Here is a 13,267-nt window from a genome sequence, read left to right on the forward strand (position 1 = left end):
GCGCTTGCAGAAGCACCCAACGACACCCTCACCGCAGGACAGTACCGCGCCATGTCTCAAGTACAACCCGCCGCAACACCGTTCACATCTTTGCAGTCGCTGCCTGATGGCTACCGTGCCCTGGTCATCGGCTCCACCGGCGCCATCGGCAGTGCCTTCCTCGCCCACCTGCAGGCCGATCCGCGCTGCGCCCTGGCCGTGGGGCTGGGCCGCCACACCCACCCGGCGGTCGATTTGGATGACGAAGCTACCATCGCCGCCTCCGCCCACCAGCTCAAGGCCCAGGGGCCGTGGCACTGCATCATCCACGCCGCTGGCCTGCTGCACGGTCCCCACGGCATGCCTGAAAAGCGCCTGGGCCAGTTGAACTACGCGCAGATGGAAGCCACCTTCCGCATCAACACCTTGGGCCCCGCGCTGGTGCTGGCCCACTTTGCACCCCTGTTGCCCAAGCAGGGCCGTGGCCTGCTGGCGGTGCTCTCGGCCAAGGTGGGCAGCATTGGCGACAACCGCCTGGGCGGCTGGTACAGCTACCGCGCCAGCAAGGCCGCGCTCAACATGCTGGTCAAAACGGCGTCCATCGAAGTGGCCCGCACCCACCCGCAGGCCGTGCTGGTGGCGCTGCACCCGGGCACCGTTAACTCGGCGTTGTCGGCCCCTTTCAATGGCGCAGAAATAGGCCGCCCGGCGGCGGATGCGGCGGGCGACATGCTGCGGGTGCTGGATGGGCTCGCACTCGAGGAGACGGGCAGCTTCTATGCCTACAGTGGCGCGCCACTCCCCTGGTAAGCGTGGCGCGCGGTGCTATGGTTTTGATACTGCTTTCGTACCAGCAGTAAGCGCTGGCGGGCCTTTTGCTCAAAGGCACGCCATGTGCCACTGTCCGTGCGCATCCGTCGTATGGCTTGCATGCAGAATGCCGCATGCATTCAACCCAATCGCCCGACACAACACTGGTTGCCTCCCACACCACGGCCGCAGCCGCGTCTGTGGCGCAGTGGGTAGAGCGCCACTACGGCCTGCCCGTGCAGCAGTGCTACCTGATCCGCCGCAACCTCAATGACAACTACGCTGTGCGAACAGCGGACGGCAGCCGCTACGTGGCAAGGCTCTGCGCCATAAGACCGCGCGGTCCGTTCAACGTGGATTTTGAGCTGGCATTGTTGGCCCACTTGGAGGCGCAGGGCGTGGGTGTGGCCTCTCCGGTGTTGGCTGCGAACGGCACGACCAGCGTGACCCTGTCGTTCCCGGAGGGCCCTCGTGTGCTGGTCCTGTTCCGCCACTGCGAAGGCGCTGTGCCCGATACCCCCGAAGACCTGCACCTGACCGGCGCCACGCTGGCCCAGATTCACAGCGCCGCGCAAAGCTACACCGGCCCCGCAAGCCTCTACGTGCTGGACGGCCACCATCTGGCGGGCCGCACGCTGGACTACCTTGCCGCCCATCCCGAGCTGGCCCCATCCGTGCTGGATGCCTACCGCGAACTGATCCATCGCCTTCTGGGCCAGTTGGCGGATGTTGAAGACACTTTGACCCGCGTGATGTGCCACGGCGACACGCATGGGTTCAACAACCATGTGTACACCGATGCCGATGGAGTGCGCCGCGCGGCCTTCTTCGACTTTGATGACGCCGGGCCAGGGTTCCTGGCCTATGACCTGTGCGTGTGGCTGTGGTCGAACCTGCCCCGCAAGGCCCCCATGGAGCCCGACGAAGCCTTGCTGAAGCGTTGGCAGCAGTACCTGGCTGGCTACCGCGCAGGCGGCGGCCATGTCACCGATGCTGACCTCGCCGCCCTGCCGCTCTTCGTGCAATTGCGGCACCTGTGGAACATGGGGGAGGGCGTGGCGCGCATCCACCACTGGGGCGCCAACATGATGTCTGCCGACTGGATCAAGAAGCAGCCGGATGTGATGGGCGCCTGGGCCCGCCTGGATTTGCCCGCTTGATGGGCCTTGGCCGAGCCCCGATGGGTTGCGCTGGCACCCAGGCTCAGGTCATGTGGCGTGGGGCCACTGGATGCGTCAGTTGCTGCGCATCGCTGGGGTCTTGCTCCAGGCTGTACGGGACCGAGAGGAAGGCCACGCTGAACACAAAAAACAGCGTGGCGGACACGGTCCGGGCGATGGGGAGCACAAAGTTCTTGAGGTCGGTGTTCATGGTGGTTCCTGCAGCGGCTAGAGGTGGAGAAGGGTCGGGGTCAGATGCCGCCTTGACCCTTGCCGCCATGTTGCCGGTACCAGACTGAACGGGTGCTGAACAGGTGGCGAGCGGCGCTTGCTCATCGCCTACTTGTAGTTCTCCCGGCGCTCCCCAAACTCCCTCACCCGCTTGCGCCACGCCCTGTAGCTGCCCGGCGCCAGGTGCGTGCGCATCAGCACCTTGACTTGATCATGGTGCAGGCCGTGGACGGCGCGGATCTGCGCAAAGCTCACGTGGTCGCTCAGCGCCATCTGGATGATCTCGCCCACGGTGGCGGCGTCCAGCGGCGCGCTAGGGTGGGTGCTCGGCAAGTCGGCGGCGCGCGGTGTGGTCATGGTCAGTGTGTTCAGGTGGTGACGCGAGGTTAGTGCGCCTGCTTTCACCTTGCGCTGCGGTGGCCCTTTCACCCTTGCCATGCAAGCCCTCCACGACCCCTTGGCGCGGGCGTTCAGCGGTCTAACGACAGCCCCTCGGCCAGCGCCTCAAACACCACCCGAATCCGTCGCGATGTGCGCAACTCGCGGTGCGACACCAGCCAGACGGGAAAGCGCACCGGCGCCACATCGTCCAGCACGCGGACGATGCCCGGCGTTTCGCGGGCGATCTCATCCATCATGGCACCAATGCCCATGCCCTGGCGCACCAGCGCCCAGTGGGCGGCGGTGTGGTCGGCGTAGCAGGTGAAGTTGTCTTCGCTCAGGCTCAAACCGTACTGACGCAGATACGCAAGGTACTGGCCGTTGCGGTCTGACCCCACAAACTCCGCATTCACAGCGTCCTCCGCGCTGCGCGGGTGGCCGTGGGCCTGCACCCAGCTCTCCGACGCGTAAAAGCACGCCCGGGCCTCGCGCACCAGGCGGGCGATCAGCTCCGGCTGCTCGGGCTGCACGTGGCGGATGGCAATGTCGGCCTCGCGGCGCAGCAGGTCGCTCAGCGCGTTGGAGGCGATGACTTCCACGGCAATGCCTGGCTCCTGTGCCCGCAGGCGTTGCAAGATCGGGGGCAGCAAGTGCGTCGCCACTACATCGGTGGCTGACACCGACACCACGCCCCCCACCGCCTGCGACCGCCCGCTGGCGGCCAGGCCCAGGGCCTCTGCAGCAGTGCCCATGGCGCGGGCATGTTCCAGCAGGTCCAGCCCGGTGGGCGTGAGCACCATGGATTTGCCCACGCGCTCAAACAGCGTCACGCCCATCTGCTGCTCAATGGCCGCCACCTGCCGGCTCAGTGTGGGCTGGGTGAGGCCCAGCTTGCGTGCGGCGGCAGACAGCGAGCCGGTCTGCGCCGTTTGCAAAAAAGCCTTCAGTTGGTTCCAGTCGAGGTTATCCATGCGTAAACGTATATGTTCACTGCAATTTACCGCAGTTTCCTGAGCTTCAATGCATGGATAGCATCTGGGTGTTGCTCATTGCACTTGCCTCCACAAACTGCCTCTTTACCTCGCCGCTTCAGCACTTCACCCGGTCTGCACACCATGTCGTCTTCTGCCATTGCTCCCGTCTCTCGCGCATTGCCCTCCGCCGCCACCCCGCCGGCTGCGTCAGCCAAAGCGCGCTTCTGGGACCGCATTGCACCCAAGTACGCCGCCGACCCCATTGCCGACCTCGCTGGGTACGAGGCCACGCTGCAGCGCGTGCAGGGCCTGCTGTCGCCCCAGCATGACGTGCTGGAGATTGGCTGCGGCACCGGCAGCACGGCGCTGCGCCTGGCGCCGTTCACTCGCAGCCTGCTGGCCACCGATGTGTCGTCGCAGATGATCGCCATCGCCCACCAGCGGCTGGCCGCGCAACCGTCAGCAGCCTTACGCTTCGCCGTGGCCGACGCAGAGGCCATGGCCCCAGGGCCTGAGGTGTACGACGCGGTGCTGGCTTTCAATGTGCTGCACCTGATGACCGACCTGGACGACGCGCTCAGGCAACTGGTGAAGGTGCTGCGCCCGGGTGGGCTGCTGATCTCCAAGACCGCCTGCATCGCAGAGATGAACCCGCTGATCCCCTACCTGGCCGTGCCCCTGATGCGCGCCATCGGCAAGGCCCCTCCGGTGTTGTCCTTTGACGAACAGCGGCTCCGCTCGGCCATGGTGCAGCAGGGCCTGCAAATCGTTTGCACCGAGCGGCACGGCACGCGCGGCAAGGACATCCGCGCCTTCATCGTGGCCCGCAAACCGGGCTGAGTTCTACCCATCCCCTGCACACAAGCTGGCGGCTTTACAGGGCCGCCTAGCGGAGCTTTGCCTACGCATGCGCTACCGGTCCCCTGCGTTCATCCCATGGACTGCAGAAGGGCTCACTCACATTCGCTTTGCTGCGGCCCTGCCGTCATCACCCACCCTGTTGCCCACACGGCTTCGCCCGCTCACCCACAACCTCTCATCACCGCCACTTACACCATGAACCATCGCAACCACCCCCTGTCCCCCACCTCCGTTGCCGGCCTCGTCGCAGCCGTGGCATTCCTCACCGGCTGCGCGTCCACCCTCGACCAGGCGGGCCTGGAGCAGCGCACGGGGCAAGCCATTGGCCGCACGGCAGGCCAGTTCACCATCACCGACCGGCAGGAGGAAACCGGCGGCCGCATCAACTACACCGTCAACACCCGTGACGGCGCCAGCTACCGGTGCTATCTGTACGGTGCAACGGGCTTTCAGAAGGCCATGAGCTTCGGCCAGACACCCCATTCCGACGCCGTCTGCACCGCCATGGTGGGCGGCGCGGGCAATGGTGGCGCCCAGGCACCGGCAGCGGCCGCTCAGCCACAGGGCCGCGCTGCGGCCAAGGAATGCAATGCGCTGCTGCACACGGCGGGCCGCTGCTAAGAGCGGCTCACAAAAATCTTCTGGCGTCGTTGCTGTGTCTTGTCGTACTGCTCGTACTGCCTGCAACACAGCGCCTGGCCAGAACCGCTTGGCTGAGCTTTGTTAGCCGCTCTCAATGGCACCGCGCTGCTTTGGCCTGCGGGCCATGAACCTGTATGCAAAGGATTTGAGACCATGAACCGATGGCACTGGGCCAGCCTGCTGCTGGCAGTCTGCTTGAGCGGTTGCGCCAGCTTGCCCGGCGCCACCACCGACACGGTGGACGGGCGCACGGTCGAATACGTTCAGGCAGGGCAGGGCACCCCGGTGGTGGTGTTCGAGAACGGCCTGGGCGCCCGGCTGGACTGGTGGTCCAAGGTCTGGCCCGACACCGTGGCAGAAACCCGTGCGCTGGCCTACAACCGCGCGGGCTATGGCCGCAGCGATGCGTCCTCCCAGCCGCGCGATGGGGCGCAGGTGGTGCAAGAGCTGCGGGCCTTGCTCAGGGCCCGCCAGCTACCGCCGCCCTATGTGCTGGTCGGCCACTCGCTGGGCGGCCTGTACATGCAGCTGTACGCGCGCCAATACCCCGCCGAGGTGGCTGCGCTGGTGCTGGTGGACTCCACCCACCCCGAGCAGATGCGCGGGGCTGGCAACCCCGACCTGTGGCCGACCTGGCTGAAAGTGGCCTTCCGCCTGGGCACCTCTGACGTGGTCAAACAAGAGCTGGCAGCGCTGGACTCCACCGGGCAGCGCGTTGCCAGCCTGCCGGTGGACCCATCGGTGCCCGTGTTTGTGCTCAGCGCACTGCAAACCCCTGGGGCTTCATCTGCGCTGGCCGAAGACGTGCGCCAAAAGCGCGCCGACTTCGCACACCTCTACCCCGGCTCCACCCAGGTGTGGGTGGACAGCGGGCACGGCATTCCGCTGGAGAAGCCCGAGGCGGTGGTCAGCGCGATTCGCGCAGCACTGCAAGCGGCTCGCGCGCTTCGCTGAAGGCGGAGGCAGCCACGCCTGTGGCAATTTCATCGTGGCGTGGCAACCAAACCCCGTGCCAGAATGAAACGATGAGCACCACCACCTCCTCCTTCAAGTCCAACGCAGATGGCACCCAGGTCACCACCTACACCTGGGCCCAAACCCCGGGCCAACCGGTGGGCGTCGTTCAAATCTCCCACGGCCTTGCCGAGCATGGCGAGCGCTACGACCGCTTTGCGCGGGCGCTGAACGCCGCAGGCTTCATCGTCCACGCCGTGGACCATCGCGGCCACGGGCGCACGGCCGGTGGCAAGCTGGGTGACTTTGGCAGCGCAGGCTTCGGCGGCCTGATTGCCGACGTGGCCCAGTTCGGCGCACTGCTGCGCGCGCAGCATGGGCAGCAACTGCCCGTGTTCCTGTTCGGCCACTCCATGGGCTCGTTCGCAGCGCAGGCGGCCATCCTGGACCATTCTTCCACCTGGTCCGGCGTCATCCTGTCAGGCTCCACCGCCCTCGATCTGTTCGCCGCTGCCATGGCCAACGCCCCCGCCGATGCGCCCGCCGGGCTCGCGGCATTCAACGCGGGCTTTGAACACCGCACCGGCTACGAATGGCTGTCGCGCGATGCCGCAGAGGTCGATGCCTACATGGCCGATCCTTGGTGTGGCTGGGACGTGCCGCCCGACGTGATCCCCTCGCTCTTCGCCCCCGCGCCCCGGCTGGCCGACCCCGCACAACTCGCGCGCATCCGCAGCGACCTGCCCACCCTCATCGCATCCGGCGACGCAGACCCGCTGGCCGCAGGCGGGGTCTTGTTGGAGCAACTGGGGCAGCGGTATCGGGATGCGGGCGTTGCCGATGTCACGGTCAAGCTGTACCCGGCGGCGCGGCATGAAATCTTGAATGAGACGAATCGGGATGAGGTGACGGGGGATGTTGTGGGGTGGATGAAGGCGCGTGTGAACGTAGCGTAGGCGAGCCGCAGTTCCACAGCGGCGATTTGGCTAGTCTACGCCTGCTTTCACCAGTACTTGTGGACGGAGGGTGAAGGGGCCGACTGTCAACGTTTTGCACAAAGGGGAGGCCTAGACTCCGCTGTTCGATCGGCTTTTCTCCGATGAACTTTCTCAGAGCCGGTTGAATGACTGCGTCAGCGATAGGCGTAGAGCTTTATCCCTTTGTCACGGCGCTCCAGCTCGAAATGGCCAACAGCCTTCAGTTTGAGGACGATGGATTCAGCATTCTCTCCCTCTGTAGAAAGGTCAATCCACTCCACCTCTTTGTACTTATAAAAACCGCGCGGTGTCCCAGAGATCATTCCCTCCATCGAACTCCGATAGTAAGAAAAGCCGAACGAACTGGATGAAGGAATCCACATGTCTCTCGTGGATTCATCCCACACAAGTTTTACTTTGCAGAATTCGAAGAGGGCACGAACGCTGACAAGTGCTTCTAGCAAACGAACCCATTTGGCGTCGCTCATGAAAGACGAATTGAAGCGCTCGCGTATGAGAGCGTCTGTGTGTTCTCTCTGAAATTGCACTGGAATGCTAGAAGTCTCGATCAAGATTGAAATACGCCTCTGTTAACGCGCATCAACGACCGCTAGTGTGTCTCGCCGTGAGGCAAAAACGGCCACAGCCGGACGCAGAACTTGCTACTCAGAGGCTCTCTCGCGGGATTCGCGGTTGGCTTCGTATCTAAGCCATCCTGCAATCGCAGAGCCTCCTCCAATTCGATCTTTCGGATGTGTTCTGCCTTCGTTGACTGGCACTTCCGCGAAGTCGAAAGGACTCATCCCTTCGATGCACGCCACATTGACTCCGTATTGGTCTGGCGCTGAGCGACGCTGGTGGAAGGTGTAGATGCCGCACTTTGAGCAGAAATAGTGCTTGGCCTCTCCCGTATTAAACGTATACAGGGTGAGTGCTTCACTACCATGCGTGACCTGAATATCGTCTAGGTTGGCCGATACCGCTACTGCCCCTCGCATCCGACAATAGGAGCAGTTGCATCTCCGGGCTGTTTTCAGGCTATCGCTTAAACGCAATAAGAAGCGCACAGCACCGCAATGACATGCGGCTTCATACAAGGGCCGTTCTGGGAGATTGCTATCGGTCATTCCTCATTCTCACCTACAGAGTGCGCGTCTGGAAATGACTGTATTGGGCCCTGAGGCACCGTTCAAAAGTACCGCCCGGAGCTGCCATAGACTTGCTGCACGCTACTGTTGGAAATCCGGTGTCTGCCCGCGGCGAAATATAGTGTGCGAACTTAACGCGTGCCGGGCTTCATGGAGTTTTTACCTGGATATTTTTGAACAGGTCATCTCTTGCAAACTTATGCGGCAAGCCGCCTCCCGGAGAATTCAGTGTCCAGAATACCTTGCACGGTCCAGTTTGTCCCGCCGGTTTTGCGGTCTGATTTACGTTTTGTGGCAGGGGAGACCGCATGAGCGCCTGGCACGAGTTCCTGTCCCAGATTCAGAGTCACCTCTCCGAGCTTGAGGACAACGGGTGCGACTGCCCGTTTTTTCGCGGTCACGTGGATTCCCGATGGAAGCTACTCTGCGGCCTTGGTCGACGCGATCCGGACGACTTCAAGAAGCAGAACATCGAGTCGATCCTCTACTACGATTTTCTCTCGCAGGCTGGGCCCCTTCTTCAGCGACCTGACTCAAGCTGGGATGTCCTCTTCTCGATGCAACATCATGGCCTGCCTACTCGACTCCTTGATTGGTCTGCAACGTTCGCAGTCGGGCTGTACTTTGCTTTGAAGCCGTACATCTCGCTGGCTTCGTCTGTTCCAGAAGCGTTCAACGCGCTGGATCGGAATCCCTGCGTATGGGTGTTGAACCCTTTCGAATTGAATCAAGCGATGGCAAGTGAAGCCGTCGTTCTGAACCCGGAGATCGATCTCCTTGGTTCGTATCAGGAAATCTTCATCGAAGAGTCGAAGACCCTTGACGGCAAGGTAACGGCTGTTAACCCCACGCAAGCCGGAAAGCGCCTGGCGGCGCAGCGCGGTTGCTTCACGCTCCACGCCGACCTGTTCTCCCCGCTGGAAAGCGGGAGCCCTTCCTACTTAAAACAGTTCGTTCTGCCCACGGAGGCTGTCGTTGACGGAGTCGGCTTTCTGAAGTTGGCGGGGATGAATGAGTACAGCTTGTTCCCGGATCTAGATGGATTGTCAAGACATTTGAAGAGCATTCACGTTGACTGGATATGAAGCGCGCGCTGCCACATAACGTGTCGGTCACCTCTACGTTGGACGTCCGCTTCCATTTGCGGTGAACAGCGGCTTATGGCCGACAGTACGCGTTCGGTAGCACCGCGTGGTTTGGCGCAATCGTTACGAAAACGTCAGAACTCTGAGCAGTCGATTTCGCGGTCCACCAACCCGTCTACCGCCCCCGCGCTCCTCGCCCCCTTCGCGCGCCCCCCGCCACCTGACAAGCCCTCCGATACGCCCGCAGCGTCACCTCCGCTCGCTGCATCACCGTGTCTTCCACCGTGGCCGCGCCTCCGGCCAACTCATCGGCCTGCGCCTGCAGCAACTCCGCCGGGCTCATTCCCGACGCCTCCCCCGTCAGCAGCGCAATCCCCTCGCTCACATGCCCCATGGTGTAGACGTGGAACAGCCCGCGCTCCACCGCGTCCAGCACGCTGCGGTCCAGCATCAGGTGGCGCTGGTTGCGGGCGGGGATCAGCACGCCGTGGGTGCCGTCCAGCCCTGCGGTTGCGCAGGCGCGGAACCAGCCTTCGATCTTTTCATTGATGCCGCCGACGGGCAGCACCTCGCCGTGCTGGTTCAGTGCGCCGGTGACGGCGATGCCCTGGCGCAGGGGCAGGCCTGACAGGCTGGACAGCAGCGCATACAGCTCGGCGCACGAGGCCGAGTCGCCTTCCACGCCGCTGTATTCCTGCTCGAACACGATGGACGCGTTGAGCGCCAAGGGCGCTACATGGCTGAACAGCGCGGTGAGGTAGCTGTGCAGGATCAGCACGCCTTTGTCGTGGATGGGGCCGGACATATCGACCTCGCGCTCGATGTTGAGCAGGCCCTCTTGCCCGGCAAAGGTGCGCGCGGTGATGCGCACCGGAAAGCCAAACCGGTAGTCGCCCAGGTCAATCTGCGTCATGGCGTTGATCTGGCCGGTGATGGAGCCCTGCAGGGTGATCAGGCGCTCACCTTCGGTGATGGACTCGTGCAGTTCTTCTTCGGGCTGGTTGTGGCGCAGGGTGCGGGCGGCCAGGGCGGCTTGTACGTCGACGGCTTGCACCAGGGTGCCTGCGCGGGCCTGGCACAGGGCGGCGCTCTCGATGGCGAGTGCTTCGGTGTGGGCAAAACGCGCGCTTTGGCGGCCTTGGTCGTCGGCCTCGCGGTGCGATTGCTCCAGCAGCAGGGCCACGGCGTCGGCGGCAAAGTGGGGCAGGCCGCGCTTTTTGCAGCAATGCGCGACCAGGATGGCCGAGGACTGGTGGGTGCCGGGGGTGGCGATGAAGCGGTCTGAAAAGTCCACCTTGACGCGAAAGCGCCGCGCGGCGTCGGGGTCGGCCTCTTGCAGGGCGTAGTACTCCTCCACCGATCCGATCAGCACGATCTTCACATCCACGTCCACCGGCTCGGGCTGCAGTGCCACGGCGCCGCCTGGCGCATGGGCGGGGCCGCCACCGCCGCCGTCCTCGATCTGCAAACGCCCGCAGCGCAGAAAGCGGCGCAGGCGCGGCCACAGGCCTTCTTCGGCGGCCAGGTCGTGCAGGTGCAGCAGGATGAAGCCGCCATGCGCCTTGAGCAGGCTGCCCGCGTGAATGCTGGCGTGGTCGGCCTGCACGGTGTCGGCGTCTGCGCCGTGTTCGATGCTGCCGAACAGGGTGCGGGCCGTGGGGTTGTCTTCCACCACCACCGGGGCGCTGGTGCGGCCGTGGTTGTCCACCACCACGTTCACCTGGCAGCGGGCCAGCAGGTCGTCCAGCGCGTCCTTGCGGTCGTCTTCGGCGTCCTGGCCTTGGTCAGCGTCGCCGGGCTCGAACAGGTCGATGTGGTCCAGCACGGCGCGCTCCACCTGGTCCAGCCACTGCGTGAGCTTGACGGCGTCCTTGATCTGCTTGCGCAGGCCCTGGCGGATGCCGTGCAGCGCGTGCTCCACCAGGGGCTTGATGGTCTGGCGGCGCAGGGCGGCCAGGGCGTCGTCGCGCGCGCGCTCCTGCGGGCGGGTGGTTTCGAGAAACTTGGCGATCTCGGCGCGCAGCTCCTGCTCCGCGGCGTCGATCTCGGCGCGGCGCTCGCGGGGCAGGGCGCGCGCCTCGCCTTCGGTCAGCGGCTGGCCCTTGGGGCCGGTGAGGGTGAACACCATGTGCCCGGCCTCGCGGCTCAGGCGGAACTGGCGCGCCTCGGCAAAAGCGTCCAGCGTTGCAAAGGCTTCGCTCTCTTGCGTTTGCCAGGTCTTCTCGATGCGCTCGGCCTCGGCCTTGAAGTCGGGGCTGGTCAGGCGTTTGGGGATGTCGGCCTGCAGGCTGCGCGCCATGTCGGCAAGGCCCTGGCGCAGCAAGCGGCCCTCGCCTGCGGGCAGGCGCAGCGCGCGGGGGCGGTCGGGCTGGTCAAAGTGGTGGAGGTAGCACAGGTCGGGCGGCACCGCGCGTTTTGCGGCCTCGGCCTGCATGGCCTGGCGCAGCAATGACGCCCGCCCGCTGCCCACTTCGCCGAGCACAAACAGGTGGTAGTCCGGCTGCTGCATCGCCAGACCAAATTGCGCAGCGGCCTGGGCACGCTCCTGCCCGATCCAGGGCAGGGGTAGGTCTTGCAGCTCGGCGGTGCTGGCAAAGCCCAGCGTGGCGGGGTCAATGGTCAGACGCAACTGGTGGGGGGCAAGGGCAAAAGCGGGCATTGATGTGGGTGTGGGAAGGGGCGGTGCGGAGTGCGTGGCAGGCAGCCGTGCAGCACCTGGCAACCAAAATATGAGCCAAAACGGGCAGATGCGCTAGTGCAATATGCCCTGGGTGCTATCAATAGTGTAGTGAATGACCATGGGCGCGCAGGCCGCCCGGTGCCATTCGCTTTTGCGTTCGCATGCGTAATGGCATGGGCATGCGTATCAGTGCGCCACCGGGCAAACCCCGGCAGGCGCACCACCGGCCAGCGCGTGGCTGCGCGCATCGGCCAGTGCGGCTGCGGTGGGGGCCTCGGTGGGCCAGCCCGCCAGGTGCTGCTGGGCCACGCGGCTCAGCGCGGTGATCCAGTGGCTGTTGTCATTCAGGCAGGGGATGTAGTGAAACTCTTTGCCCCCTGCGTGCAAAAACGCCTCGCGCACTTCCATGTTGATCTCTTCCAGCGTCTCCAGGCAGTCGCTGGTGAAGCCGGGGCACACCACGTCCACCCGCCGCGTGCCCGCCTTGCCCAGCGCCTCGATGGTGGGCTGGGTGTAGGGCTCCAGCCATTTGGCCTTGCCAAAGCGCGACTGGAAGGTGATGCGGTAGCGCTCCTCGCGCAGGCCCAGGCGCTCGGCCAGCAGGCGGCCTGTTTTGCGGGCTTCGCAGTGGTAGGGGTCCCCCAGGTGCAGGGTGCGCTCGGGCACGCCGTGAAAGCTCATTACCAGCTGGTCGGGCTGGCCGTGGTGCTTCCAGTGCGTTTCGATGGTACGGGCCAGGGCGTCGATGTAGCCGGGGGCGTCGTGGTAGTGGTTGACGAAGCGCAGTTCGGGCACGTTGCGGGTGGCGGCAGCCCAGGTGTAGACGGCGTCAAACACGCTGGCCGTGGTGGTGGCGGAGTACTGCGGGTACAGCGGCAAGATGAGGATGCGCGTGGCGCCCTCGGCCTTCAGCGCATCGAGCTGGCTGGTGATGGACGGGTTGCCGTAGCGCATGGCGTGGCGCACCAGCACCGCGTGGCCTGCCTCGCCCAGCCAGCCGCGCAGCAGCGTGGCCTGCTTGGCGGTCCAGTGCGCCAGGGGCGAGCCCTCGGGCGTCCAGATGCTGGCGTATTTGGCGGCCGACTTGGCCGGGCGCGTGCGCAGGATGATGCCGTGCAGGATGGGCATCCACAGCAGTTTGGGAATCTCCACCACGCGGTGGTCACCCAGAAACTGCGCCAGATAGCGGCGCACGGCCGGGGCCGTGGGTTCGTCGGGCGTGCCCAGGTTGCACAGCAGCACAGCGGTGCGGTCGGCCTGGCCGTGGGTGAAAGGGGGTTCGGGGTGGAAGGAAGGCATGCGGCATTTTCACCCACGCGCCGGGCCAGTGCGGGCTGGGAGCCTATTTGCCGCCCGGCGCACCACTGCCTGCGAGATCAGCGCCG

Annotated in this window: 14 protein-coding genes; 7 read left to right on the forward strand and 7 right to left on the reverse strand. The window is 64.8% G+C overall.

What is annotated here, in order from left to right:
* The first annotated feature begins 51 nt into the window (after window positions 1-51).
* Window positions 52-789, forward strand: a complete 738-nt coding sequence (locus tag ASD75_RS17020; protein WP_056747211.1) for an SDR family NAD(P)-dependent oxidoreductase — start codon at window positions 52-54, stop codon at window positions 787-789.
* 134 nt (window positions 790-923) lie between these two features.
* Window positions 924-1,949 (forward strand): phosphotransferase enzyme family protein, encoded by a 1,026-nt coding sequence (locus ASD75_RS17025; protein ID WP_056747100.1) that lies wholly within the window; start codon window positions 924-926, stop codon window positions 1,947-1,949.
* 43 nt (window positions 1,950-1,992) lie between these two features.
* On the opposite strand, the gene ASD75_RS23780 is transcribed toward ASD75_RS17025, so the two are convergent.
* The 3 genes from ASD75_RS23780 to ASD75_RS17035 all read right to left on the reverse strand — a co-directional run bounded on the left by ASD75_RS23780 (window position 1,993) and on the right by ASD75_RS17035 (window position 3,532).
* Window positions 1,993-2,160 (reverse strand): hypothetical protein, encoded by a 168-nt coding sequence (locus tag ASD75_RS23780; RefSeq protein ID WP_156401044.1) that lies wholly within the window; start codon window positions 2,158-2,160, stop codon window positions 1,993-1,995.
* 128 nt (window positions 2,161-2,288) lie between these two features.
* On the reverse strand, window positions 2,289-2,537 hold the full coding sequence (locus ASD75_RS17030; RefSeq protein WP_056747101.1) for a DUF2805 domain-containing protein: 249 nt from the start codon (window positions 2,535-2,537) through the stop codon (window positions 2,289-2,291).
* Window positions 2,538-2,650: 113 nt separating this feature from the next.
* Window positions 2,651-3,532, reverse strand: a complete 882-nt coding sequence (locus ASD75_RS17035) for a LysR family transcriptional regulator (RefSeq protein ID WP_056747102.1) — start codon at window positions 3,530-3,532, stop codon at window positions 2,651-2,653.
* Between the two features lie 144 nt (window positions 3,533-3,676).
* On the opposite strand from ASD75_RS17035, the gene ASD75_RS17040 reads away from it, so the two are divergent.
* From ASD75_RS17040 to ASD75_RS17055, 4 genes are all read left to right on the forward strand, one after another.
* The gene (locus ASD75_RS17040; protein WP_056747103.1) at window positions 3,677-4,375 is read left to right on the forward strand and encodes a class I SAM-dependent methyltransferase; all 699 of its coding nucleotides are present in this window, start codon (window positions 3,677-3,679) and stop codon (window positions 4,373-4,375) included.
* Between the two features lie 216 nt (window positions 4,376-4,591).
* Complete coding sequence (locus ASD75_RS17045; protein ID WP_056747104.1) at window positions 4,592-5,017, forward strand: hypothetical protein; 426 nt, start codon at window positions 4,592-4,594, stop codon at window positions 5,015-5,017.
* Between the two features lie 174 nt (window positions 5,018-5,191).
* Window positions 5,192-5,992: an alpha/beta fold hydrolase gene (locus ASD75_RS17050; RefSeq protein WP_056747105.1), complete on the forward strand. Its 801-nt coding sequence runs from the start codon at window positions 5,192-5,194 to the stop codon at window positions 5,990-5,992.
* Between the two features lie 71 nt (window positions 5,993-6,063).
* Window positions 6,064-6,948: an alpha/beta hydrolase gene (locus ASD75_RS17055; protein WP_056747106.1), complete on the forward strand. Its 885-nt coding sequence runs from the start codon at window positions 6,064-6,066 to the stop codon at window positions 6,946-6,948.
* Window positions 6,949-7,124: 176 nt separating this feature from the next.
* Here the strand turns inward: ASD75_RS17055 and ASD75_RS17060 are convergent, their stop codons facing one another.
* Window positions 7,125-7,457 carry a hypothetical protein gene (locus ASD75_RS17060; protein WP_056747107.1) on the reverse strand — a complete coding sequence of 111 codons (333 nt, stop codon included), beginning with the start codon at window positions 7,455-7,457 and terminating at the stop codon, window positions 7,125-7,127.
* A 174-nt stretch (window positions 7,458-7,631) separates the two neighbouring features.
* Window positions 7,632-8,096, reverse strand: coding sequence for a GFA family protein (locus ASD75_RS23455; RefSeq protein WP_082565063.1), 465 nt, complete (start codon window positions 8,094-8,096; stop codon window positions 7,632-7,634).
* A 329-nt stretch (window positions 8,097-8,425) separates the two neighbouring features.
* Here ASD75_RS23455 and ASD75_RS17065 point away from each other — a divergent pair, with 329 nt between their 5' ends.
* Window positions 8,426-9,202: an FRG domain-containing protein gene (locus tag ASD75_RS17065; protein WP_056747108.1), complete on the forward strand. Its 777-nt coding sequence runs from the start codon at window positions 8,426-8,428 to the stop codon at window positions 9,200-9,202.
* Between the two features lie 175 nt (window positions 9,203-9,377).
* Here ASD75_RS17065 and ASD75_RS17070 read toward each other — a convergent pair whose 3' ends face one another.
* Window positions 9,378-11,861 (reverse strand): Lon protease family protein, encoded by a 2,484-nt coding sequence (locus tag ASD75_RS17070; RefSeq protein ID WP_056747109.1) that lies wholly within the window; start codon window positions 11,859-11,861, stop codon window positions 9,378-9,380.
* Between the two features lie 207 nt (window positions 11,862-12,068).
* Entirely contained in the window at window positions 12,069-13,181 is a 1,113-nt protein-coding gene (gene hemH, locus ASD75_RS17075; RefSeq protein ID WP_056747110.1) for a ferrochelatase, read from the reverse strand.
* Between the last annotated feature and the right edge of the window lie 86 nt (window positions 13,182-13,267).

Source organism: Acidovorax sp. Root568, assembly GCF_001427445.1.
In the GTDB taxonomy this organism is placed as follows: domain Bacteria; phylum Pseudomonadota; class Gammaproteobacteria; order Burkholderiales; family Burkholderiaceae_C; genus Acidovorax; species Acidovorax delafieldii.

Coding starts and splice junctions, on each gene's coding strand:
- ASD75_RS23455 (WP_082565063.1), bottom strand. CDS start 8,096: ATGACCGATAGCAATCTCCCAGAACGGCCCTTGTATGAAGCCGCATGT.
- ASD75_RS17055 (WP_056747106.1), top strand. CDS start 6,064: ATGAGCACCACCACCTCCTCCTTCAAGTCCAACGCAGATGGCACCCAG.
- ASD75_RS17040 (WP_056747103.1), top strand. CDS start 3,677: ATGTCGTCTTCTGCCATTGCTCCCGTCTCTCGCGCATTGCCCTCCGCC.
- ASD75_RS17035 (WP_056747102.1), bottom strand. CDS start 3,532: ATGGATAACCTCGACTGGAACCAACTGAAGGCTTTTTTGCAAACGGCG.
- hemH (WP_056747110.1), bottom strand. CDS start 13,181: ATGCCTTCCTTCCACCCCGAACCCCCTTTCACCCACGGCCAGGCCGAC.
- ASD75_RS17025 (WP_056747100.1), top strand. CDS start 924: ATGCATTCAACCCAATCGCCCGACACAACACTGGTTGCCTCCCACACC.
- ASD75_RS17060 (WP_056747107.1), bottom strand. CDS start 7,457: ATGAGCGACGCCAAATGGGTTCGTTTGCTAGAAGCACTTGTCAGCGTT.
- ASD75_RS23780 (WP_156401044.1), bottom strand. CDS start 2,160: ATGAACACCGACCTCAAGAACTTTGTGCTCCCCATCGCCCGGACCGTG.
- ASD75_RS17045 (WP_056747104.1), top strand. CDS start 4,592: ATGAACCATCGCAACCACCCCCTGTCCCCCACCTCCGTTGCCGGCCTC.
- ASD75_RS17050 (WP_056747105.1), top strand. CDS start 5,192: ATGAACCGATGGCACTGGGCCAGCCTGCTGCTGGCAGTCTGCTTGAGC.
- ASD75_RS17065 (WP_056747108.1), top strand. CDS start 8,426: ATGAGCGCCTGGCACGAGTTCCTGTCCCAGATTCAGAGTCACCTCTCC.
- ASD75_RS17020 (WP_056747211.1), top strand. CDS start 52: ATGTCTCAAGTACAACCCGCCGCAACACCGTTCACATCTTTGCAGTCG.
- ASD75_RS17070 (WP_056747109.1), bottom strand. CDS start 11,861: ATGCCCGCTTTTGCCCTTGCCCCCCACCAGTTGCGTCTGACCATTGAC.
- ASD75_RS17030 (WP_056747101.1), bottom strand. CDS start 2,537: ATGACCACACCGCGCGCCGCCGACTTGCCGAGCACCCACCCTAGCGCG.